Genomic DNA, 23,551 nt, shown 5'->3' on the forward strand with positions numbered 1-23,551 from the left:
GGTCACCTCCGAGGCGAACGACGACAACTGGTCGACCATGACGTTGATGGTGTCTTTCAGTTCGAGGATCTCGCCCTTGACGTCGACCGTGATCTTCTTGGACAGGTCGCCGCGCGCCACAGCGGTCGTCACGGCGGCGATGTTGCGCACCTGGCCGGTCAGGTTGGACGCCATGAAGTTGACGTTGTCGGTCAAGTCCTTCCAGGTGCCGCCGACCCCCGGCACATACGCCTGGCCGCCGAGTTTGCCCTCGGTGCCGACCTCGCGCGCCACCCGCGTGACCTCCGAGGCGAACGAGGACAACTGGTCGACCATCACGTTGATCGTGTTTTTAAGCTCGAGGATCTCGCCCTTGACGTCGACCGTGATTTTTTTGGACAGGTCGCCGTTGGCCACCGCGGTGGTCACGTCGGCGATGTTGCGCACCTGGCCGGTCAGGTTGCCCGCCATCGAGTTGACGCCGTCGGTGAGGTCCTTCCAGGTGCCGGCCACGCCGGGCACGTTGGCCTGGCCGCCGAGTTTGCCCTCGGTGCCGACCTCGCGCGCCACGCGCGTGACCTCGGAGGCGAACGAGTTCAATTGGTCGACCATCACGTTGATGGTGTTTTTAAGCTCGAGGATCTCGCCCTTGACGTCGACCGTGATTTTTTTGGACAAGTCGCCATTGGCCACCGCGGTGGTCACGTCGGCGATGTTGCGCACCTGGCCGGTCAGGTTGCCCGCCATCGAGTTGACGCCGTCGGTGAGGTCCTTCCAGGTGCCGGCCACGCCGGGCACGTTGGCCTGGCCGCCGAGTTTGCCCTCGGTGCCGACCTCGCGCGCCACGCGCGTGACCTCGGAGGCGAACGAGTTCAATTGGTCGACCATCACGTTGATGGTGTTTTTAAGCTCGAGGATCTCGCCCTTGACGTCGACCGTGATTTTTTTGGACAAGTCGCCATTGGCCACCGCGGTGGTCACGTCGGCGATGTTGCGCACCTGGCCGGTGAGGTTGCCCGCCATCGAATTGACCGAGTCGGTCAAGTCCTTCCAGGTGCCGGCCACGCCTTTCACTTGCGCCTGTCCGCCCAGTTTTCCCTCGGTGCCGACCTCGCGCGCCACGCGCGTGACCTCCGAGGCGAACGAGGACAACTGGTCGACCATGACGTTGATCGTGTTTTTGAGTTCGAGGATCTCGCCCTTGACGTCGACCGTGATTTTTTTGGACAAGTCGCCGTTGGCCACCGCGGTCGTCACGGCGGCGATGTTGCGCACCTGGCCGGTCAGGTTCGAGGCCATGAAGTTGACGTTGTCGGTCAAGTCCTTCCAGGTGCCGCCGACGCCCGGCACATAGGCCTGTCCGCCGAGTTTGCCCTCGGTGCCGACCTCGCGCGCCACGCGCGTGACCTCGGATGCGAACGAGCGCAATTGGTCCACCATGACGTTGATGGTGTCCTTGAGCTGCAAAATCTCGCCGCGCACGTCGACAGTGATCTTTTTCGACAAGTCGCCGTTGGCCACCGCGGTGGTGACCTCGGCGATGTTGCGCACCTGCGAGGTCAGGTTGCCCGCCATCGAGTTGACCGAGTCGGTCAAGTCCTTCCAGGTGCCGGCCACGCCTTTCACCTGCGCCTGGCCGCCCAGTTTGCCCTCGGTGCCGACCTCGCGCGCCACGCGCGTTACCTCCGACGAGAACGACGACAGCTGTTCGACCATGGTGTTGGCGGTGGTCGCCGCGCGCAGGTACTGGCCCTTGAGCGGATGGCCGTCGACCTCGAGCGCCATGGTCTGCGACAGGTCGCCCTTGGCCACCGCGCCGATGACGCGCGCCATCTCCGTGGTCGGGCGCACCAGGTCGTCGATCAGGGTGTTGACCGAGCTGATGATGGTGGCCCAGCCGCCCACCACATTGGGCACCGAGGCGCGCTGCGTGAGGCGGCCCTCGCGGCCGACCACGCGGCTCACGTCGGTGACCGCCTGCACCATCTGTTCCTTGGTCTCGATGATCTCGTTGAGGGTGTCGGCGATCTTGCCGGAGACCCCGGTCCAATCCGAGGGCATGCGCGCCGTGAAGTCCCCTTTTTTGAGGGCCATCAGGGTGGCAAGGAGCAGTTTCGCGTCGAGCTCTTCGGTCATTTCGGTCATGTTGTTCATTGACGTAGTCCTCGGTTATCCTGCAAAACGGTGTTGATTGTAATTTTGGGGTGGGCGCCGGGATGATCCGTGTTGCGGTTGTCGAAATCTGCACGCCGGAAGCGACCTTCTCTCCGGCCGGTTGCCGGCCGGCCTGTCTTGTTGCGAACGCCTTGAACTGGTCGGCGCGGGGCCAGTTTAACAATTCTTGGCAGAAATGGCACAAAAAACCTTCCGAGTTTATCAAGCGGGAAATTTCTATGACGCACGATTCACGCCGCGGGGCGCGCGGCCGCGGGGCGCCCCATTGGCCCGGGAAAGCGGAGAGTCATGGCAGGGAGAAAACGCGCATTTTCTGGAAAAATCGGCTACAAATTAAGTTTTTCCAACAAAATCGGGTGGCGGATCCCAATACGCGTTATGCTGTTCGGCGATATTTTGGAAGGGTGCCATGGTCGATCTCGCGCAACTGCTCAAACTGCTCGACTGCAAAGACGAGCAAGGTTGGCGCGCGGCCCTGTTCGGGCTGGCCCGCTCGCAAGGTTTCGAACAGGTGCTGTACGGGGTGGTGGGGTCCAGGCACGCCAAGCTCGAGTCGGCCTTCCTGCAAAGCAATTACCCGTCCGAGTGGCGCGACACCTACGACGCCGGCAAGCTGGCCTATGTCGATCCGACCGTCGGCCACTGCCTCGGCAGCGCCCTGCCGATCGTGTGGGAGCCCGAAACCTTCGGCGCGCCGGACCAGCGCGCGCTCTACGAGGAGGCCTGCGGCTATGGCATCCGCTCGGGCATCACATTCCCGATCCACGGCCCGGACGGCGAGTTCGGGGTGGTCAGCTTCGCCTCGGACCATCTTCCGGGGGCGGTGTTCAGGAGGGCGGCGGGCGAGTTCATGCCCGCCCTGGCGCTGATCCGCGACTACGCCTTCCAGTCCTCGCTCGCGTTCATCGGCGCGCGCCCGCCCGGCGAGGGCGCGCCGCGCCTGACCAGGCGCGAGCTCGAGGTGCTCAACTGGGTGATGGTCGGCAAGTCGTCGTGGGAGATATCGAAGATCACGCGCTGCGCCGAGGCGACCGTGAACTTCCATCTCGCCAACGTGCGTCAGAAATTCAATGTCAACACGCGCCAGCAGGCGCTGGTCAAGGCGATCAGCCTTGGCATCCTCACGCCACAAGATCCCGGTCGCTGAGCCGGCCCGAAATATACAGCCTGACCAGGATCGCGACGGCCGGAGGCACTTCCAGGCCGGTCTCGAAACGGCTGCCGCTTGACTGCGTGACGCCGAAGCGGGCCCAGAAGGTGGCCTGGCTCTCGCGCCGGTTGACCCGGATCTGCCGCAGGTCCCGGATCACCAAATTGCGCGTGCCCGGATGGTCCGCGTGGTCGGCGCGCCCGGCCGCCGGCTCGCCGTCGTTGTCGTTGTCGTTGTCGTTGTCGTTTCCGTCCTTGTATTCCTCACCCATGGCGCATCCCTGTAAACACAAATGTATTTCATTATCCGCCTGTCCGGCGGCGGGCATACCTAGCAAATCTAATAGTTCTCACCCTACCCGATTTGCATGATTATTTATGCGGTCCGCATAACGAGCGCGTCGTAGCCGTCGATCATTCGCATGAACAAAAACCACATACGTTAACAATTTACAACAACGCGCCGCGCTCGGGAAGCCAGGCGCGCCTCGAAAGCGCGGGCCGCCGCCGGGCTCGCGGATCATCATGTACAGCGGCGCGACTTTTCAAGGAGGTGGAACGATGGGCGCGCCACCCGGTGTGGCTTGCAACAAAATATATATCGATGGAACAGCATGCCGCCGCCGCGAGTCTGGTATCGTTTTCACGAAGCGTGTGGATTCTTGAGTTGTAAATATGATAAAAGGGCGCCGCGGCGATCGTGCGCGCCGGCATTCCATTTGATAGTACTGTGCAACTAAAAGAAGCGGCCGGAGACTTCCAACAGGGACAGCGCGACGCCAGCCACGGAAGCGAGCACATGGAGCAAGTGATCAGCAACATCAGCAGCGCAGCCAAGGGCGCGAGCAGGTCGCGCTTGCTGCTATGGGGCGCCGGCGTCGCCTTGTCGCTGGTCGTCGGCGCGCTCGCCCACATGGCCGCCGCGCGCACGGTCGAGGCGGACGCGCGCGAACGCCTCGGCGGCGTGGCGCGCAGCGCCCAGTACAGCCTGACGGCGCGCGTCAAATCGTACACCGACGTCATCCGCGGCGTGGTCGCGCTTTTCCACACCTCCGACGCGCCCGTCACGCGCTTGCAGTTCCACCGCTACGTCGACGGCCTCGACATCGATGTCAACTTCCCCGCGATCGAGGTGCTCACCTACGCCGCGCACGTGCCCGAGGCCGAACTGGCCGGATTCGTCGCGCAGGCGCGCGCCGACCGCAGCGTCGATCCGGCCGGCCAGCCCGGGTTCGCGCTGCGCCCGCCCGGGCACCGTCCCGCCTACACGATCCTGACCTTCATCGAGCCGCTCGAGGTGCTCAGGGACGCGCTGGGCACCGACATCGGCGCCGATCCGGTCGCCGCGCGCGCGCTCGCGCACGCGCGCGACAACGGGCGCCCGCACGCCGCCGGCGCGCCGCTGCAGAACCCGCTCCCGCACACCCATGTGGACCTGAACATGCAACTGCCGATCTACCACGGCGGCTCCGTGCCGCGCGGGCTGGCGGCGCGCCGCAGCACCTATGCCGGCTCGGTCGGCGTCGTCATATCGATGCCGGCGCTGGTGCAGGGCGCGATCGACGAGATGGCGCTGCGCCAGGTGCGCCTGGCGGTGTACGAGGACGGCGCCGGCGGCGGCGGCAACGCGCCGCTCGCCATCGGCGCCGCCGACCGCCTGCTGTTCAGCGATGGCGCCGGCGCGCCGCCGGCGGTCGCCGGGCGGGCCGCCTACCTCGAAACGGTGTTGCCGGTCGACTTCAACGGCAGCCGCTGGAAGGCCCGGTTCAGGGTCAAAAAAAGCGAGTTGTACACCACCTTCGACCGCGCGTTCCCGGTCGCCTCGCTGGTGGCGGGCATGGCCGGGACGATGCTCCTGTACGCGTTCTTCTTCACCCTTTACTGGTCGCGCCGCGGCGCCATGGCGCAGCGCGCGCTGCTCGATTCGGTGCTCGACAGCCTCGACGCCCACGTCTACATGAAGGACCGCGAGCGCCGCTACACCTACATCAACGCCAAGAGCGCAGCGGGAATGGGGCTGCGCGCCGACCAGGTCATCGGCAAATTCGACCGCGAGGTGCTGCCCGACGATCTGGCCGACGCGTACTGGCGCGAGGACCTGCGGATCTTCGATTCCGGCCAGCGCTCGGCGGCCCAGAGCGAATTCGCGCTGCCCGGCTGCGCGCCGCGCCAGTTGTGGAACGTCAAGGTGCCGGTCATGCAGGACGGCGAGGTGGCGGCCGTGATCGGCCTGTCCACCGACGTCACCGAGCTGCACGCGCTCAGGGCCAGGGCCGACGCCGCCAACCTGGCCAAGAGCAATTTTTTGTCGAACATGAGCCACGAGATCCGCACCCCGATGAACAGCATCATCGGCATGTCGCACCTGGCGCTCAAGTCGGCCACCAACCCGAAGCAGCGCGACTATCTCGAAAAAATCTCGCACTCGAGCCAGCACCTGCTCGGCATCATCAACGACATCCTCGATTTTTCCAAGATCGAGGCCGGAAAACTCGAACTCGAGGTGCTCGACTTCGACCCGCGCACGCTGATGCAAAACATCGCCAACCAGCTCGGCGAGGCGGCCGCCGCGCGCCGGCTCACGCTCGAGTTCCAAATGGCGGACGACCTCGCGCACCAGTTCCGCGGCGACCCGCTGCGGCTCGAGCAGGTGCTGCTCAACTTCGTCAGCAACGCCATCAAGTTCTCCGAGGACGGCGCCATCGTGATCGGCGCGCGGCCCCTAACCGAGGCCGGCGGCGAGACCATGGTGCGCTTCGACGTTCGGGACTGCGGCATCGGCATGAGCGCGGCCGAGGTGGGCGAGTTGTTCAAGTCGTTCCACCAGGCCGACCCGTCAACCACCCGCAAATACGGCGGCACCGGGCTGGGCCTGGTGATCAGCAAGCAGCTCGCCGAACTGATGGGCGGCTGCGTCGGGGTCGAGAGCGCGCCGGGGCGCGGCAGCACGTTCTGGTTCACCGCGCGGCTGGGCAAATGCGTCAATTTCCTTCCGGCCGGGCCGGACGAGGTGCCGCAGGGCGTGCTCGAGGAGATCGCCGGCGCTTACATCCTGCTCGTCGAGGACAACATCTTCAGCCAGCAGGTGGGCCAAGAGCTGCTCGAGGAGTTGCACGCCACGGTCGTCGTCGCCAACAACGGCAAGGAGGCGATCGACATGATGCTCAAGGAGCGCTTCGACTGCGTGCTGATGGACGTGCAGATGCCGGTCATGGACGGCTTCGAGGCCACCGCCGCGATCCGCGCCGACCCGCGCCTGCGCGATTCGCTCGTGATCGCCATGACGGCCAACGCCGGCATGGCCGACCGGGCCCGCTGCCTGGCCGCCGGCATGGACGAATTCGTGTCCAAGCCGATCGCGCCGCAGGTGTTGTTCGAGGTCATCGCGCGCTGGCTGCGCAAGCGCCCCGCGCGCAATGGCCGGCGCCGCGCCGTTGGCGCCGGTGACGAAGCGCCCACCAAGACCGGCGCCGCGCCGCTGGTGTCGTCCGACGCCGGACTGCTCGACATGGAGGCGCTGGCCGCCACCTTCGGGCGCGACCCCGACAAGATGCGCAAGTACGCGTTCATGTTCCTCGACTCGGCGCGCGACGGCCTGGCCGAGATCAGCGAGGCGCACGCGCGCGGCGACCTGGTCCGGCTGGCCGAACTGGGGCACCGCACCAAGTCGTCGGCGCGCGCGGTCGGCGCCGCCAGCTTCGGCCAGGTGAGCTTCGAGCTCGAACAACTGCGCGCCGGCGGCACGCTCGAGCAGGCGCAGGCGATCATCGACCAGATGTATCCGCTGCTCGAGCGGCTGCGCGCGCACATCGCGCTCGAGTTGACGGTGCCCGCGGCCGGTTGATCGGTCCTGCGGAGTGGCTTCGCCCCCTCCGATAAAACATCCGAATGGATTGTTTTGCCCACATGTTCGTCTCGGGCGGGGTGACGTTTTGCCCGCTGGTGCCAATGCGCGCGGTGCCGTCACGTGTGGTGCGCCTGCTCGGCATGAACAATGGCGACTTTCCACCTCGTGCTCCCCAAGCCGATTTTCGACCTGCCCGCGCTGCCGCGCCTGGTGCCCGGGCTACCGCTCCCGCCGCGTCGACGACCGCTACCATATGCTCGAGGCGGTGCTGGCCGCGCGCCCCTTCATGTTGAGCACGCGGCCAGGGTGGCTGAAGAAATAATTTTGTGAACTGGAAATTATTGTGGTGAAACAATCAGCTGCGGCGTAGACTTGGCAGTGAAGTCCCGCGTCGCCGCCATCGGGTGCGAGGACAACATCGAGCGAGGCGTCTCGCATCCGGCCCGCGAACAGCCTGGACCAAAAATGGCGGCACCGGCGCGAGGTTAGCCTCATTTTGCGTGGAAAATTTCAGAAGGAGTAGAAATGTCCGATTCCAAGACCACCGCCGCGGTGGCCGATCCGCAATTGAGCATGTTATTCATCAATAACACCGGCCTTCCGGACGAACAGGTGTTCATCACATTCCAGGACCCCAGCCAGAGCCTGATCGCCACGTACGGCGGCCAGTCGGTCGGACGGGCCAACGCGGGCGACATGATGACCGAGTCTATCGATTTGGCGACCCTCGGTGCCGGTGGCTTGAGCATCGCCAACGCCGAGGGACCGGTCGTGTTCGTTTCCTACGCGGCCACCCAGGCGTTCAATGGTTTCGTGATGAGCGGCGACCTGTCGGGAAATGCGCAGCCGAGTTATATCGGCAGCGGCGGCGCGAATTACTCGAAAGCCTACCAGCCTTTCGAAATCGACTACGTCGCGGGCGCGACCAACGGGCAGGGCAATCTCACCAACATTAACTATTTCGCGGCCCCGATCTGCATTCAAAGCTACCACGGCGGCAGTTCGGGAACCTTGCTCCAGACCCGCGGCTATTACAAGGGGACCGCCACGGGCACCAAACGGCTCGCGGACGCGTTCAAAAAATTGACTTCCGAAAGCGCCCTGGCCACGCCCGTCTTGAGCGGGAATATCTTGCGCTACATCGGCCCCTCATCCTACGGCGCGGGCGCCAATCCGTATCCCACGTTCGACGCCTATCTCGCCTCCCTGCACAAGGCGGATCAGAGCACGACCGTCCAGAATAGCAATGCCTTCAACACGCAGCAGACGCCGGCGGCCGGAAACATCAACTACGACTATGCCTTCGATTTCAGCGCGACCGTTGCGGCCGACAACACCATCACGCTCACGGGCACGATCACGACCACGGTCATCAAATTTGGCGAGCAGGCCACCACCGGGACCAGCTACACCGGCGCCGTGATGACGATCTCGCCGACAATCGGCGCCAACACGTCCGATGCGATTTTCAACAACACCATCTACGGGCAAGCCGACCCTCTGGGGTCCGGTAAGGGCTCCACCACCTTCAACAGTGTTTGGGCGCAACTGGCCACGGACATGGCGGCGGCCGGCCTGTTCGTCGACTCCCCAACCGGAGGCGGACCCGGCACCGCGTACGGCATCACGCAAAGCCTGGCGATCGGCGAAATCACCACCGGCCTGCTGGGCGGTTTCCCGGGCAGCGACGCCACCTACGAGGGGGGCGCCGGATCCTACGCCTCCTACGACGGGCAGCTCTACAAGGATGTGCCGAGCGTGGCCTGGTGGAACTCAAGCAAGGTTCCATCGCCGTCCGTATTGCAGCCGTTGCATCCATTTTATAACCCGTATGCGCAGCAGATCTTCGACGCCACCGGCAATCAGGTTTATTCCATCCCGTTCAGCGACCGCTTCGGCATTGGCCCTCTGATGCAGACCCAGCTCTATAACAATACGGTGGTCGACACCTGGGTTGTGACGCTGGGCGCACCGATTTTCATGCGTTCGAAGAAGGGGCTTTACGCCATCGGTGGAAATGGAATAAGCAGCGAGATATACGCCATCGACAGCGCCGCCGGGACTGCGTCGCGGTTGGCCACTGTCGATGTCGATTTGGTCGACATTGCGTCCTACGGGGAATCACTCTACGGCATGACGGCCGATCAACTGCTGGCGATCGATCTAAAAACTGGCGCGTGTGATGCCGTGGGCAGCCTGGGAATCGAGACCAAAGGGGCCAAGCTGGCAATCGCCTCCAATGGCAAGATGTACTGCATTGCCACCCCAGCGGGCGGCGCGACCGGTCTCTACCTGATCGATACGGGAACGGGGGCGGCCACGCTGATCGGCGTGTTGGGGCCCAATCCCGCTGGCGGTGTTAACATTCCCAGCTTCGGCATGGCCTTCGACGCCGACGACAACCTGTTCGGCGCGCTGACCGGTTATGATCCCGGCAGCGGCCAAGCCTCCGTGTCCCTGATGAAAGTCGATCTCGGTACGGGACAGGCGCAACCCTTTGGCGCCGGTGTCGGATTCAATTCGCTCTGCGGGATGGCGTTCTACGACAATAGCCTCTATGGGGTGACTTCCGACGGTAAATTCATATCGATCGACACCGCTACGGGCGCAGGCAGAATTGTCGGCGGGGACGGCATCGATTTCCGTGGCATGACGGCGTATTGAGCGAAAAAAAGGGGGGCGCGCGCCCCTCTGGCCCCCCCGTTCAAGCGGGACCGCGTTTGCAGCTGACGGACCAAACCGACGCCGCTTGAAGCCTCCTTTTGCAATTCCCAGTGGACGCCAGGCACCTGGCAGGCGCGCTGTCGCATGGCGCCCCTACCGACTGGGCCGCAAAGCTAGTATGCTACCGGCTCAACCAATCGGAACCGCATGCCTTCTCCCGTCCAGCCCGGTCTTCTCATTTTGCATGGCAACCAGATGGAGCAATTGCGCGCCGCCTTGTTCGGCTGGCTGCGCGCCAATCCGCTCGGTCCGCTCGAGCAGGAGACCATCCTGGTGCAGTCGAACGGCGTGGCCGAATGGCTCAAGATCGCGCTGGCCGAGGAAATGGGCGTGTGCGCGGCGACCCGCATCGCGCTGCCGGCGCGTTTTCTGTGGGAAGCCTATCGCGGCATGCTCGGGCGCGAGCGGGTGCCCAAGCGCTCGCCGTTCGACAAGGGCCCGCTGACCTGGCGCCTGATGCGCCTGCTGCCGGCCCTGCTGGCCGACCCGGTGTTCAAGCCGCTTCAGCACTTTTTGGGCGACGGCGACCCGGAGCGGCGCCTGCAGCTGGCCGAGCGCCTGGCCGACCTGTTCGACCAATACCAGGTGTACCGCGCCGACTGGCTCTCCGACTGGGCCGCCGGGCGCGACCAGCTGCGCGACGCGCGCGGCGACGTGAGCGCGCTGGCGCCCGAACAGCGCTGGCAGGCGCAGCTCTGGCGCGCCGTCACGGCCAGCCTGCCCGAGGCCCAGCGCGGCTCGGGCCGCGCCACCGTCCACGACCTGTTCGTGGCCGCCGGCGAACAGGGCGCCGCGCCGCTGGGCAGGCTGCCGCGGCGCGTGGTCCTGTTCGGCATCTCGGCGTTGCCGTACCAGAGCCTGCAGGCCGTGGCCACGCTCGCGCGCCACACCCAGGTGCTGCTGGCGGTGCCCAACCCGTGCCGCTTCTACTGGGGCGACATCATCGATGGGCGCGAGCTGCTGCGGGCCGCGCGCAAGCGCCAGGCCCAGGGCCCGGCAGGCGACTTGTCGGCCATTGCGCCCGAGGCGATGCACGCGCACAGCCACCCGCTGCTGGCGAGCTGGGGCCGCCAGGGCCGCGACTTCGTGCGCATGCTCGACGAATTCGACACCGACACCGCCAGCAAATTTCCCAACGTGCGGGTCGACCTGTTCAGCGAAGACGAGGGCGAAACCCTGCTGGCGCAGGTGCAGGGCGCCGTGCGCGACCTGCTGCCCTTGACCGAACACGCATTCCCCGCGCCCGACGCGCGCGACCGCTCGATCGAGTTCCACGTCGCCCACAGCGCCCAGCGCGAGGTCGAGGTGCTGCACGACCAGTTGCTGTCGTGGTTCGGCGCGACCGCCGCCACCGGCCTGCGCCCGCGCGACGTGGTCGTCATGGTGCCCGACATCGACACCTTTTCGGCCGCGATCCACGCGGTGTTCGACCAGCACAAGCGCAACGACGCGCGCTTCATCCCGTTCGAGATCGGCGACGTCAAGGACCGCAGCGTCAATCCGCTGCTGGTCGCGCTCGAGTGGCTGCTGCGCCTGCCCGGCCAGCGCTGCCGCCAGAGCGAGGTGCGCGACCTGCTCGACGTGCCGGCGCTGGCGGCCCGCTTCGGGCTCGGCCCCGACGACCTGCCCACGCTGGGCCAATGGATCGAGGGCTCCGGCGTGCGCTGGGGGCTCGACCGCGCCCACCGCGACGGCCTCGGACTGGGCTCGGCGGGCGAGCAGAACGCCTGGATCTTCGGGGTGCGCCGCATGCTGCTCGGCTACGCGGCCGGCGCAGGCGCCAACTACGGCGGCATCGAACCGTACGCTGAGGTCGGCGGGCTCGACGCGGCGCTGGCCGGCTCGCTGGCGCAACTGCTCGAAACCCTGCTCGCGTGGCGCGCGCGGCTGGCGCTGGCGCACACCCCGGCGCAGTGGGGCGAACAGGCGCGCGCCCTGCTGGCCGCGTTCTTCGACGCCGGCGAAGAGGGCGACCGCCTGACCTTGGCCCAGCTGGGCGAGGCCCTGCAAGGCTGGCTCGAAAAATGCGAGGGCGCCGAATTCGACGAGGCGGTGCCGCTGGCGGTGCTGCGCGAGGCCTGGCTCGGCGCGCTCGACGAACCGACCCTGAACCACCAGTTCGTCTCGGGCGGGGTCACGTTTTGCACCCTGATGCCGATGCGCGCGGTGCCGTTCCGCGTGGTGTGCCTGCTCGGCATGAACGACGGCGACTTTCCGCGGCGCGCCCCCAAGGCCGATTTCGACCTGCTCGCGCTGCCGCGCATGACGCGCCCGGGCGACCGCTCGCGCCGCGACGACGACCGCTACCTGATGCTCGAGGCGGTGCTGGCCGCGCGCGACAAGCTCTATGTGAGCTGGGTCGGGCGCAACGTGCGCGACAACAGCGAGCAGCCGGCCTCGGTGCTGGTGTCGCAGTTGCGCGACTACCTGGCCGCCGGCTGGGATCTCGAGCTCGCGGCGCTGACGACCGAACACGCGCTCCAGCCGTTCAGCCGCCGCTACTTCGAGCAGGGCGGCCTGCTTACCTACGCGCGCGAATGGCGCGCCGCCCACGCCGACGACGCCGGCCGGGAGGGCGAGGCGCCGGCGCCGTTCGAACTCGAGCCGGGGCACCGCCTCAAGCTGGCCGAACTGCTCAATTTCCTGCGTCAGCCGGCGCGCTATTTCTTCCGCCGCCGCCTCGGCGTCTCGTTCGCCGACGCCGCCCAGGTGGGCGAGGACGAGGAGCCGTTCGCGCTCGACGCGCTCGAGCGCTATTTTTTGGAGGACAGCCTGCTCGACGACGCCGGCCGGCCCGAGGCGGTCGACGAGGTGCCGGCCGCGCTCGGCCTGCGCGCCGAGCGGCTCGGGCGCGAAGGCGTGCTGCCGATCGGCCTGGTCGGCGAGCAGCTGCAAAGGGAGCTGGTCAAAGGCCTGGTCCCGGTGCGCAGCGCGTGGCTCGAACTGGGCGCGCGCTTCGACGCGGCCGCCCCCAAGCTGGCCGTCAGCCTCGCCTTCGACGGCGTGCTGCTCGAGGACTGGATCGACAAGCTGCGCACCAGCGGCGGCCAGACCGTGTGGCTGATGCAAAGCTCGGCCAAGGCGCTCGATAAAAAAGGCAGGCCGCGCGGCGACAAACTGATCGGCCCGTGGCTGCGCCAGCTCGCCGCCGCCGCGATCGGCCACGAGGTGACCGGGTTCCTGGTCGCGCGCGACGCCGTCGTGACCATGGCGCCGCTCGAGCCGGCGGCGGCGCGCCAGACCCTGGCCGACCTGGTCCGGCTGTGGCGCGCCAACCTCGACAGCCCGCTGCCGACCGCCTGCAAGACGGCGCTCGCGCAGCTGCAGGGGGGCGACCCGCGCGCCGTCTACGACGGCGGCTTCGACATGTCGGGCGAGGTCGACGACCTGTGCCTGGCGCGCCTGTGGCCCGACTTCGCCGCGCTGGCCGCCGGCGGCGGCTGGGAGACCACCGCCGACGAGCTTTACGGGCCGCTGGTGCGCTGGCTCGGCGAGCACGTGCGGGCGAGCGCGCTCGAGGCGCAAGCGGACGCCGAGGAGGGGGACGCATGAGCCAGTTGCTCGAGGCCTTGACCTTCCCCTTGCACGGCTCGCGCCTGATCGAGGCCAGCGCAGGCACCGGTAAGACCTGGACCATCGCCGCCCTGTACCTGCGGCTGGTGCTCGGGCATGGCGGCGACGACGGCTATGCGCGGGCGCTGCTGCCGTCCGAAATATTGGTCATGACGTTCACCCGCGCGGCCACGCGCGAGCTGTCGAACCGGGTGCGCGAGCGCCTGGTGCAGGCGGCCGCGTACTTTCGCGGCGAGCTCGAACTGAACGACCCGTACCTGGCCGCGCTGGCCGCCTCGTACGCGGGCGGCCAGGAGCGCGAACAGGCCGCGCACCGGCTGGTGATGGCGGCCGAGACGATGGACGAGGCGGCCATTTTCACGATCGACGCGTGGTGCCAGCGCATGCTGCGCGAGCACGCCTTCGACAGCGGCAGCCTGTTCGACGAGGAGCTGCTCGGCGACGAGCGCGCGCTGTTCGAGGACGCCGCGCACGACTACTGGCGCCAGAACGTGTACCCGCTCAACTTGGCCGCGCTCGGTTCGCTGCTCGATTGCTGGGCCGACGTCGGCGCGCTCAAGCAATCGGTGCGCGAGCTGGTCGGGCGCGTCGACGCGCTCGGCGAGGTCCCCGACGAATCGGTCCCGGCGCTGATCGTGCGCGTCGAGCGCGCGCAACTGGCCGCGCTCAAGCGCATCAAGGCCGGCTGGGCCGAGCGTGCCGGCGCCATGGCGGCCTGGATCAACGACCAGCGCGCGGCCACGCCCAAATGCTTCAGCGGCGTCAAGCTCAAACCCGAAACCGTCGCCAGATGGCTCGACGCGCTGCGCGAGTGGGCCGGGGATCCGGCCCAGGTGATGCCCGACATCGGCGAAAAGGCGTGGGAGCGGCTCACCATCGCCGGCATGGAGGCGGCCTTCAACAAGGGTTTTTCGGCCGAGGTGCCGGACTGCTTCGCGCACACGACGGCCTTGTTCGAGGCGCTGGCCGGGCTCGACCTGGTGGCGCACGCGATGGTGCGGCACGCGGCGGTCAACATCGCGCGCCGCATGGCCGAGCTCAAAACGCGCAGCGGCCAGTTCGGCTTCGCCGACATGCTCGAGCGGCTCAAGGGCGCGCTCGAGGGCCCCAACGGCGAGGCGCTGCGCAACACCATCACCGCGCAGTTCCCGATCGCGATGGTCGACGAATTCCAAGACACCTCGCGCGACCAGTACCGCATCTTCGACCTGCTGTACCGGGTGGCCGACAACGCGCGCGGGCAGGGCCTGTTCCTGATCGGCGACCCCAAACAGTCGATCTACGGCTTCCGTGGCGCCGACATCCGCAGCTACCTGGCCGCGCGCCGCGCCACCGAGGGGCGCCACTACCAGCTCGGCACCAACTACCGCTCGACGGCGGCGCTGGTGGCGGCGGTCAACCAGTTGTTCCTGCATGCCGAGGGCGAGGGCGACCGCCCCGGCTTTTCGGCCGGCGCCTTCCGCTTCCGCAAGGGCGCGGACAATCCGCTGCCGTTCGAGGCCGTCGGCGCCCAGGGCCGCAAGCAGGAACTGGTCGGCGTGGGCGGACCGTGCGCGGCGCTGTCGATCTGCGGTTCCGACCGCGACGACTTCAAGGCCGACGACTACCGCGAGTTCTTCGCCCACCACTGCGCCGAACACATCGTCGGCCTGCTCAACGACCCGGAGGCGGGCTTCCGCGAAGGCGACACATTCACCCGCCTGATGCCGGCCGATATCGCCATCCTGGTGCGCGACCGGCGCGAGGCGGGCGCGGTCCGGCGCGCGCTGGCCCGGCGCAAGGTCAACAGCGTGTATTTGTCCGACAAGGACTCGGTGCTCGAGAGCGAGGAGGCGGCCGACGCGCTGCGCTGGCTCAGCGCGGTCGCCAATCCGCTCGACGGCGGCCTGGCGCGGGCGGCTTTTGCGACGGCCACGGCGCGCCTGTCGCTGGCCGAACTGGCGCGCCTGTCGAGCGACGAGCTGGCCTGGGAGGCGCGCGTCGAACAGCTCAAGGCGCTGCACCTGGTCTGGCAGCGCCAGGGCGTGCTGGCGATGCTACGCCGCTTCGTGCACGAACTGGGCCTGCCCTCGGCCCTGCTGGGCGAGGCCGGCGGCGAGCGCAAGCTGACCAACCTGCTGCACCTGGCCGAGTTGCTGCAGTCGGCCAGCGGCCAGCTCGACGGCGAGCAGGCCCTGATCCGCTGGCTGGCCGAGCAGGTCGCGGGCGAGGGCGGGGGCGGCGACGAGCGGGTGCTGCGCCTCGAAAGCGACGCCGAACTGGTCAAGGTCGTCACGGTGCACAAATCGAAGGGGCTCGAGTACCCGCTGGTGTACCTGCCGTTCGCGGTCACCGCGCGCCAGACCGACCGGCGCAAGCGCAGCTTCTTCGACTTCACCGACAAGGACGAGCGGCGCCGGATCGACCTGACGCTGTCGGACGAGGCGCTCGGCGCGGTCGAACGCGCCCGCATCGAGGAGGATTTGCGCCTGCTGTACGTGGCGCTGACGCGCGCGCGCCACTTCTTGTGGCTCGGCGTGGCCGCGCTGGGCGTAAAAAAGGGCGGCGAGAACAAGCTGCACGATTCTGCGCTGGGCTACCTGCTGACCGGCGGCAGCCCGATCGCGCTGCCCGACATGCCGGCGCGCTGGGAGCAACTGCGCGGCCCGTGCGAGGCGATCGCGCTCGAATCGCTCGGCGCGCCGCAGGCCATCACGGCGCTCTCGCGCGCCGAGCAGCGGCTGCCATTGGTCGAGGCGGCCCAGTTCCGCGGCAGGTTCGAACGCGACTGGAGCGTCGGCTCGTTCACCTCGCTCACGCGCCAGACCAGCGCCGCGCCCATGCGGGCGCAGGATGAAACGCTGTTCGAGGAGGCGCCGCGGCAAAGCGCCGCGCGCACCGACGACGCCCCGTGGCACCGCTTCCCGCGCGGCGCGATGCCCGGCAATTTTTTGCACGAGCAGCTCGAATGGATGGGACAGGAGGGTTTTGCGCTGGTCGGCGACGACAACTTCGCGCCGCGGCTGGCCCAGCGCTGCGAGCGCGCCGGCTGGGCCAACCGGCAGGACGACACCATCGCCTGGCTGGCCGCGGTCGCGCAAACGGCGCTGCCGCCGTTGGGCGCGGCGCTGGCGCAGATCGACATCGCACTGCCCGAGATGGAATTCTGGTTCCCGAGCGAGCACCTCAAAACGGCGGACCTCGACCGGCTGTGCGCGGCCCGCCTGCTGGGCAAGACGGCGCGCCCGGCGCTGCCCGAGCGCCAGTTGCACGGCATGCTCAAAGGCTTCGCCGACCTGGTGTTCGAACACGCGGGGCGCTACTGGGTGCTCGACTACAAATCGAATTCGCTGGGCCCCGGCGACGCCGCCTACAGCCAGGCCGCGATGGCCGCGGGCATGGCGGCGCACCGCTACGACATCCAGGGCGCGATCTACATGCTGGCCCTGCACCGGCTGCTGGCGAGCCGGCTGGGCGCCGACTACGACCCGGCGCGGCAGCTCGGCGGCGCGATCTTCCTGTTCCTGCGCGGCATAGCCAACACCCAGACGCACGGCTGCTATGTGCTGGACCCGGACCTGGCGCTGCTCGACGGGCTCGACCGGCTCTTGAACAAGGGCGCACCGGCGCAAGGCGGCACCGATGACGATTGACGAACAACTCGAGGGCCTGTGGAGCGAGGTCGGGACGCTGACCGAGGCGGGCGAACTGCGCCGCTTGAGCGGCGTGTTCGCGCGCTTCGTCGCCTCGCTGGGCACGGCCTCGCCGGCGCTGATGCTCGCCTGCGTGGTGCTGTCCGAACTCGAAGGGCGCGGCCACAGCTGCCTGATGCTCGACGAACTGGCCGACGACCCGTGCGCCATGCTCGGCTGGACGAAGGAGCAGTGGCATGCGCTGGCCGGCGCGGTGGCGCCGCTGCCCAAACAAGCCAGGGGCTGGAGCGCGCAACTGGGCGCGTGCGAGCAGGTGTGGCAGGTCGGCGAACTCGATTTCGACCAGCCGCTCGTGCTCGACGGCGGGCGGCTCTACCTGCGCCGCTACTGGCGCGACGAGACCGTGGTCGCCCACAGCATCCGCGCGCGCGCTCTGGCGCTGCGCGAGGTCGACGTGCCCAGGGTGCGCCGCTGGATCGACATCCTGTTCGCCTCCGAGCGGCGGGCCGAGTCGCCCGACTGGCAAAAGCTGGCCTGCGCGGTGGCGCTGCGCGGTTCGGTCGCGATCATCACGGGCGGGCCGGGCACCGGCAAGACCTATACCGTGGCGCGCCTGCTGGCCCTGCTGTTCGCGGTCGCGCCCGACGCCAACGGCCAGCGCATCGCGCTCGCCGCGCCGACCGGCAAGGCCGCCGCGCGGCTCAAGCAGTCGATCGACAAGGCGCTCGGCGAGCTGGCCGAAAAGGTCGGCGACGCGCTGCCGCTGCGCGAACTTAACGCCCGCGTGGGCGCGGCGCGCACCCTGCACAGCCTGTTGGGCGCGCGGCCCGGCACACGCGCCTTCGCCCACAACCAGGGCAATCCGCTCGACGTCGATGTGCTCATCGTCGACGAGGCGTCGATGGTGCACCTCGAGATGATGGCCGCGCTGCTCGACGCCCTGCCGCCGACGGCCACCTTGATCCTGTTGGGCGACAAGGACCAGCTGGCGTCGGTGGAGGCGGGCGCGGTGCTGGGCGACCTGTGCCGCGACGCCCAGGCCGGCGGCTACTCGGCCGCCACGCTGGCGTATGCGCAGGCGGCCAGCGCCGAGACCATCCCCGACCAGTACCTGGGCGCGGCCGGAGCGCTCGCGCAGCAGACCGTGATGCTGCGCCACAGCCGCCGCTTCGGCGGGCCGATCGGCCAGCTCGCGCTCGCCGTCAACGCCGGCGATGTGGCCGCGGCCGAGGCCAGCCTGCGCGCCGGCGACAGCGCGGTCCACTGGATCGAGCACGCGCAGCAAAAGCACGTGGTGCAGCTGGCATTGGACGGGCGCGCCGGCGTCGGCGGCGGCTACCGGGACTACCTGGCGCTGGTGCGCGACGGCGCGCACGGTGAACAAGACGAGCACGAGGCGTGGGTGCGCAAGGTGCTGCACAGCTTCGAGGCGTTCCGCGTGCTGTGCGCGGTGCGCGACGGCGAGTGGGGTGTGGTCGGCCTGAACGCGGCGATCGAAGCGCGGCTCGAGGCCGAGGGGCTGATCAAACGGCGCAGCGAATGGTATGTTGGGCGGCCCGTCATGGTCACCCGAAACGACTACGGCAGCGGCGTGTTCAACGGCGACATCGGGCTCACGCTGGCCGATCCGGCGCGCGCCGGTTCGCTGCGCGTGTACTTCCTCGAGGGGGACAAGGTGCGCAGCGTGCTGGCCACGCGCCTGCGCCACGTGGAGACCGCGTTCGCGATGACGGTGCACAAATCGCAGGGGTCCGAGTTCCGCCACACGGTGCTGGTGCTGCCGCCCGACCGCGCCGCGCCGATCGCGCGCGAACTTATTTACACCGGCATCACCCGGGCCAGCACGGTGTTCACGCTGGTCTCACCGGGCAGCGCCGCCCTGGGCGAGGCGATCGCCTGCAGCACGCGGCGCGCCAGCGGCCTGCGCGAGATGATCGCGAGATGACGAGATGGACCATCAACCACAACAAGCAATCAACCACAACATCAACCACAAAAGCGGGGACGCAATGAACGAGACGACAACCGACTTCGGCCTCAATCTGATCGGGCAGATCGCGGTGCCGGTGGCCGACATCGAGCGCGCGGTCGCCTTCTACCGCGACGTGCTGGGCATGCGCTTTTTGTTCAAGGCGCCGCCGAGCCTGGGCTTTTTCGATTGCGGCGGCGTGCGCCTGATGCTCGATGTGGGCGCCAAGACGCAGATGGGCAATCACAGCTCGGTCATCTACTACAAGGTGGCCGATATCGCCGCAGCCGGCGCCGCCTTGAAGTCGCGCGGCGTCGTCTTCGAGTCGGAGCCGCATCTGGTGGCCAAAATGCCCGACCACGCGCTATGGATGGGTTTCTTCCGCGACCCTGACCAGAACCTGCTCGCAATCATGTGCGAGTTGCGCGATTAAGCGGCCAACGCTGGGGCGCAAACTGAAGCTGGCGGTGCTGCTGCCGCTTGGCGGCTTCGCGCTCGCCACGGCCGCGCTGGCGTTCGCCGGCCTGAACGACCGCCAGGGCCAGGCCGACCTGATCGTGGTGCCGGGCAATGCCATCGCGCCGGACGGCACGCCCAGCCCGCGCCTGGCCGCGCGGCTCGATGCCGCGCTCGCCTTGTACCGAGAGGGCCGCGCGCCGCGCGTGTTCGTCAGTGGAGGGATCGGCAGGCTGGGGTTCGACGAGGCGGTGTCGATGTCGGCCTACTTGGTCAGGCATGGCGTGCCGCGGCAGGCGATCATTCAGGACAATCTGGGCGTGAACACGGCGGCCACCGGCCGCAACGCCGCGGCGTACATGCGCGCCAACCGATTGACCTCGGCGTACGTCGCCACGCAGTACTTCCATGTGCCGCGCACGCAACTGGCGCTGGAGAACAACGGGGTGCTGGTCACCGGCACCGCGCACGCGAAGTATGTCGAGATGCGCGACCTGTATTCGACGCCGCGCGAGGTGGTCGGGTATGCGGCCTACCTGCTCGGGAAAAACTAGACCGGACTCGCTTCCAATTTGGCGAGCCGATAAAGCGCGCCCGATCCTCGGCTTAGCGGCTGCGGCGCTGCCGCGCCTGGGTGCGGCGCGACTGCTTGGTGCGGCGCACGGAGGCCTTGATGGCGGGTGCTTTGCCGCCAGTTATGAAGCGGCGGATGCTCAGGGCGTCGAAGGCGCGCGCCGACGTTGCTTTGGCGTTGAGCAAGACCAAGGTCGCGTTCTTGCCCGCGGCCTTGATCCGCATGATCAGGCAACGCCCGGCTTCGTTGGTGAAACCGGTCTTGGATAGACCGATATCCCAGCCCTTGGCGCCGACGAGGCGGTTGGTGTTGCGGTAGACCACGTCCCGGCCGTTGATATTGATGATGTCCTTGGAATCGGTCGTGATGCGCTCGATTTCCGGGTACTTGGACGCGGCCACCGCCATCTTGATCATGTCGGAGGCGTTCGATGTGTTGCGTGGCGACAAGCCTGTTGGCTCCTCGATCACGGTATGCGTCATGCCAAGCGCTGCAATCTTCTTCTTGACCGCCGCCTTGAAACCGGCGTGGCCGCCACGGAAGGTGCGTCCGAGCGCGGCGGCGGCGCGGTTATCCGACGACATCAGCGCGAGTTGCAACATATCACCGCGGCTAATCGAGGCGCCGACCGGCACGCGCGAGGAGCTGTGCTTGAGCACATCGACATCGACTTGGTTGATGTGGATCGGCTCGGCCATGTCTTGCTTGGCGTCGAGCACGACCATCGCCGTCATCAGTTTGGTCAGCGACGCGATCGGCACGACGGCGTCGGCGTTCTTTTCAAGCAAAATTTTGCCGGTGCCGTCCTCGATGACGAGGACGGACTGGGATCCGAATGGCACTGCCGGAGCGGCGGAGCTCGCGATGGCGATGAATAGACCGAACGTTATTTTCTTGATCATGACCCGTGGGGAATTAGGAACTGCGGTTCAATGTCGGGTGCCGGGATCTGGGGCACTGCGCGGAGCATGGGATGTATAGCCATGAGGCAATTACATGGGCGAAAGATAGCATCATGGGCTTGGCCTGTCTATGCCGCACGGCCGGTTTAATTGTTTCATTAAGTAAGCGGAACGGCGGAATGTTGCGTCACTAGCCAGGCTGCAAGAAAAACAAGCTTGCCTTATCCTACCATTTTCGGCAGTAAAGCAGAGCACGTTTGAGCCGCAAGGCATAAGGAGTAAAGGGAAGGCTTGTCGGTGAATGTTGTCGGAATGCTCAAGCATGGTCTACAATCCGCGGCGAAAATGGCCACCTTGTTTGGCGGGCGCGGGCGGCACGCGCCTGGCCGCGAGCGGGCGCAACGGCTTCGGTGTATAGTCGGGGCGCGCCCGACGGCGAAGGGCGTTTCAATCGCTATAAATTGTTTTTTGTGAGCTGCACATGGGTACTGAAATTCGAATTGCTTCGCCGGAGGACGCGCCAGCCGCGTGCGCGGTCTTGCGCACCTCCATCGAGCAATGTTGTGTGCAGGACCACAAGAACGCGCCCCAGATCCTCGACGCATGGCTCGGCAACAAGACCGCGCAAAACGTGGCCAGCTGGATAGCGTCTCCGAGCAACTACACCCTGGTCGCCGAGCGCGACGGTGAAATTGTCGGTGTCGCCCTGTTGACCCAGGCCGGAAAATTATCACTGTGCTACGTGCTGCCCGCCGTCTTGCACAGCGGCGCGGGCAAGGCCCTGCTGGCCGAGGTCGAAGCCCAGGCGCGCCGCTGGGACATCAGCGTGTTGCGTCTGCACAGCACCGCCAGCGCCCGCGCGTTTTACCTGCGCCACGGCTACCTCGACGCCGGCAAGGAACGCTCTTGCTACGGCGTCGAGTGCGACTTCTTCTGGAAAAAACTCACCCCCGACGCCGCACCGACCGACGAGCAGGCCCGCAAGCGCTATTGCGGCTGCGGCGGGCAATAGGCGCCGAACCGATGGACCACATTGAAATGAGTGTTAACTGATGGCTTCACGCAGAGCTTTTATCCAACGCGGCTTGTATCTGAGCTCCCTGGGCCTGATGTCGGTGCCGCTGATCGGCTGCGCTTCGTCGGCCGCGCCTGCGCGCACGGCCGCCAGCGGCGCGCCCGCAAAGGCCGCGGCCGCCGCCAAGGTGGCGGCCGCGCCGAGGAAAACCGTCGTCGCGCGGGCGCAGATGCAACAGCAGGGCGCGCTGGCGCGCGAGCTCGAGCCGCCGCCCGACATCTTCGACGCCCAGGCCCTCGACCTCGAATTCTGGCTCAAGCCGCGCACCATCACCGTGGTGCGGCCCGCCAGCGGCGAAAAAGCCAAGCTGCTGTACTGGAAAGACGGCGAGATCATCGACGCGGCCTACCAGGAGTTGTGCCACCTGCTGCGCGACGTGAACGGCAAATCGGTCGCGCCGATCGACCCGAAGTTGTTCGAGACCTTGTGGGGCACCCAGGCCTTCCTCGAGCGCTACGGCATCGAGCAGCCGCTCGAAATTCTTTCGGGCTACCGCACGGCGGCCTCGAACAAACGCCTGATCGAGGAGGGCGTGCCGGCCGCGCGCCAGTCGCTGCATGTGCTGGGCAAGGCCGCCGACATCCGCGTCGCCAACCTGAACCCCGAAGTGCTGGGCGGGCTGGTGCGCAGCTTCCGCCAGGGCGGCGTGGGCTTTTATTACCGCAAAGGCCCGCGCGGCGGCTGGATCCATGCCGACACGGGCTTGAACCGGGTGTGGAAGGGCTGACCGCGCCCATCCCGACCCTGCCTGGAGGCTCAGAACTAAACTTCATACCTCGTTCGACTGTCATATACAGTGAACCGGCTTTGCCGCCAGGCGTTTGCACCACGCGTGGCGGCCTTCCATTCACCACGACGACAGGAGGTTAAAATGGCAACAATCAACGCACCATTGAACGAACGCAGGCATATGCCTGAACGCCGCTCGAACGTGAGCACCCGTCACGGCTCGAACATGTCGGCACTCGACTGGATCGCCATGGTCCTGATGATCGTCGGCGGCATTAACTGGGGATTGGTTGGCTTGTACAACATCGACCTCGTCGCAACCCTGCTGGGCACCATGACCCCGGCGGCGCGCGCGGTGTACGTCCTCGTCGGCCTGGCCGCGCTCTACTCCTTGTATCTCGCCGTCAAGCTGGCCACCAAGCCGCGCACCGCCTGAGTTCCCCGTCCGCGAAGATGCCATTTCAAAGGCGGGAAAGCCGTCGGGCCCAACGCCCGGCGGCTGTTGGCCCATGGTTCGAAATTAATAATTGGCAACAAGCAAACATGTCGTTCAGGACGATATGGGGGCGAGATGCCGCGCCAGGAAAGAACTCACCACAAACTTGCGCCTCGCGGGTCTGAACGAATTTGCGCCTGTCCTCGGGGTCAAATCACCTGCCACCGCCAGCGGGAAGTCCGGCACCCCGCCCGGCGCTTGCATGACCGGACTCCGGCGTCACCTGTCAACTGCTTGCCCCCTCGCTCACAGACAGGTCCAGCATCTTGTG

The 23,551-nt window shown here is 67.1% G+C and carries 14 protein-coding genes and 1 pseudogene; 12 read left to right on the forward strand and 3 right to left on the reverse strand.

Annotated elements, in window-relative coordinates; translation table 11 throughout:
- Window positions 1-2,133: HAMP domain-containing protein (locus tag C7C56_RS24105; RefSeq protein WP_181373333.1), on the reverse strand; the 2,133-nt coding region annotated here is incomplete at its 3' end.
- 430 nt (window positions 2,134-2,563) lie between these two features.
- On the opposite strand from C7C56_RS24105, the gene C7C56_RS24110 reads away from it, so the two are divergent.
- A complete protein-coding gene (locus C7C56_RS24110) occupies window positions 2,564-3,301 on the forward strand; it encodes a helix-turn-helix transcriptional regulator (protein WP_106759899.1) in 738 nt (245 codons plus the stop codon).
- Here C7C56_RS24110 and C7C56_RS30120 read toward each other — a convergent pair.
- The gene (locus C7C56_RS30120) at window positions 3,276-3,575 is read right to left on the reverse strand and encodes a helix-turn-helix domain-containing protein (RefSeq protein WP_229458964.1); all 300 of its coding nucleotides are present in this window, start codon (window positions 3,573-3,575) and stop codon (window positions 3,276-3,278) included. The genes C7C56_RS24110 and C7C56_RS30120 overlap by 26 nt on opposite strands.
- Window positions 3,576-4,102: 527 nt before the next feature.
- On the opposite strand from C7C56_RS30120, the gene C7C56_RS24120 reads away from it, so the two are divergent.
- The 8 genes and pseudogenes from C7C56_RS24120 (at window position 4,103) to C7C56_RS24155 (ending at window position 20,058) form a co-directional block, all read left to right on the forward strand.
- Complete coding sequence (locus tag C7C56_RS24120; RefSeq protein ID WP_106759976.1) at window positions 4,103-7,147, forward strand: CHASE domain-containing hybrid sensor histidine kinase/response regulator family protein; 3,045 nt, start codon at window positions 4,103-4,105, stop codon at window positions 7,145-7,147.
- 59 nt (window positions 7,148-7,206) lie between these two features.
- Window positions 7,207-7,430: pseudogene (locus C7C56_RS30815) on the forward strand (hypothetical protein); the annotation flags it as partial.
- A gap of 245 nt (window positions 7,431-7,675) precedes the next feature.
- Window positions 7,676-9,814 carry a hypothetical protein gene (locus C7C56_RS24130; protein ID WP_106759900.1) on the forward strand — a complete coding sequence of 713 codons (2,139 nt, stop codon included), beginning with the start codon at window positions 7,676-7,678 and terminating at the stop codon, window positions 9,812-9,814.
- A 207-nt stretch (window positions 9,815-10,021) separates the two neighbouring features.
- Complete coding sequence (gene recC / locus C7C56_RS24135; RefSeq protein ID WP_106759901.1) at window positions 10,022-13,426, forward strand: exodeoxyribonuclease V subunit gamma; 3,405 nt, start codon at window positions 10,022-10,024, stop codon at window positions 13,424-13,426.
- Window positions 13,423-17,079, forward strand: a complete 3,657-nt coding sequence (gene recB, locus C7C56_RS24140; RefSeq protein WP_106759902.1) for an exodeoxyribonuclease V subunit beta — start codon at window positions 13,423-13,425, stop codon at window positions 17,077-17,079. The genes recC and recB overlap by 4 nt, the downstream gene beginning before the upstream one ends.
- Window positions 17,069-19,024 carry an exodeoxyribonuclease V subunit alpha gene (gene recD / locus C7C56_RS24145; RefSeq protein ID WP_106759903.1) on the forward strand — a complete coding sequence of 652 codons (1,956 nt, stop codon included), beginning with the start codon at window positions 17,069-17,071 and terminating at the stop codon, window positions 19,022-19,024. The genes recB and recD overlap by 11 nt, the downstream gene beginning before the upstream one ends.
- Window positions 19,025-19,088: 64 nt before the next feature.
- Complete coding sequence (locus C7C56_RS24150; protein ID WP_106759977.1) at window positions 19,089-19,481, forward strand: VOC family protein; 393 nt, start codon at window positions 19,089-19,091, stop codon at window positions 19,479-19,481.
- A 34-nt stretch (window positions 19,482-19,515) separates the two neighbouring features.
- Window positions 19,516-20,058, forward strand: coding sequence for a YdcF family protein (locus tag C7C56_RS24155; protein WP_229458965.1), 543 nt, complete (start codon window positions 19,516-19,518; stop codon window positions 20,056-20,058).
- A gap of 52 nt (window positions 20,059-20,110) precedes the next feature.
- On the opposite strand, the gene C7C56_RS24160 is transcribed toward C7C56_RS24155, so the two are convergent.
- Window positions 20,111-20,920: a serine hydrolase gene (locus C7C56_RS24160; RefSeq protein WP_370660239.1), complete on the reverse strand. Its 810-nt coding sequence runs from the start codon at window positions 20,918-20,920 to the stop codon at window positions 20,111-20,113.
- Window positions 20,921-21,461: 541 nt separating this feature from the next.
- Here C7C56_RS24160 and C7C56_RS24165 point away from each other — a divergent pair.
- From C7C56_RS24165 to C7C56_RS24175, 3 genes are all read left to right on the forward strand, one after another.
- A complete protein-coding gene (locus C7C56_RS24165) occupies window positions 21,462-21,992 on the forward strand; it encodes a GNAT family N-acetyltransferase (protein ID WP_106759906.1) in 531 nt (176 codons plus the stop codon).
- A 40-nt stretch (window positions 21,993-22,032) separates the two neighbouring features.
- Window positions 22,033-22,782, forward strand: coding sequence for a YcbK family protein (locus C7C56_RS24170; protein WP_370660240.1), 750 nt, complete (start codon window positions 22,033-22,035; stop codon window positions 22,780-22,782).
- 144 nt (window positions 22,783-22,926) lie between these two features.
- Entirely contained in the window at window positions 22,927-23,220 is a 294-nt protein-coding gene (locus C7C56_RS24175) for a DUF378 domain-containing protein (RefSeq protein WP_106759907.1), read from the forward strand.
- Window positions 23,221-23,551 lie beyond the last annotated feature (331 nt).

It is taken from the genome of Massilia glaciei (assembly GCF_003011895.2).
GTDB classification, from domain to species: domain Bacteria; phylum Pseudomonadota; class Gammaproteobacteria; order Burkholderiales; family Burkholderiaceae_D; genus Telluria_A; species Telluria_A glaciei.

Bases quoted from the DNA above. Each gene is read 5' to 3' on its own strand.
- C7C56_RS24130 (WP_106759900.1), top strand. From the start codon at position 7,676: ATGTCCGATTCCAAGACCACCGCCGCGGTGGCCGATCCGCAATTGAGC.
- recC (WP_106759901.1), top strand. From the start codon at position 10,022: ATGCCTTCTCCCGTCCAGCCCGGTCTTCTCATTTTGCATGGCAACCAG.
- C7C56_RS24170 (WP_370660240.1), top strand. From the start codon at position 22,033: ATGGCTTCACGCAGAGCTTTTATCCAACGCGGCTTGTATCTGAGCTCC.
- C7C56_RS24150 (WP_106759977.1), top strand. From the start codon at position 19,089: ATGAACGAGACGACAACCGACTTCGGCCTCAATCTGATCGGGCAGATC.
- C7C56_RS24165 (WP_106759906.1), top strand. From the start codon at position 21,462: ATGGGTACTGAAATTCGAATTGCTTCGCCGGAGGACGCGCCAGCCGCG.
- C7C56_RS24110 (WP_106759899.1), top strand. From the start codon at position 2,564: ATGGTCGATCTCGCGCAACTGCTCAAACTGCTCGACTGCAAAGACGAG.
- C7C56_RS30120 (WP_229458964.1), bottom strand. From the start codon at position 3,575: ATGGGTGAGGAATACAAGGACGGAAACGACAACGACAACGACAACGAC.
- C7C56_RS24120 (WP_106759976.1), top strand. From the start codon at position 4,103: ATGGAGCAAGTGATCAGCAACATCAGCAGCGCAGCCAAGGGCGCGAGC.
- recD (WP_106759903.1), top strand. From the start codon at position 17,069: ATGACGATTGACGAACAACTCGAGGGCCTGTGGAGCGAGGTCGGGACG.
- C7C56_RS24175 (WP_106759907.1), top strand. From the start codon at position 22,927: ATGGCAACAATCAACGCACCATTGAACGAACGCAGGCATATGCCTGAA.
- recB (WP_106759902.1), top strand. From the start codon at position 13,423: ATGAGCCAGTTGCTCGAGGCCTTGACCTTCCCCTTGCACGGCTCGCGC.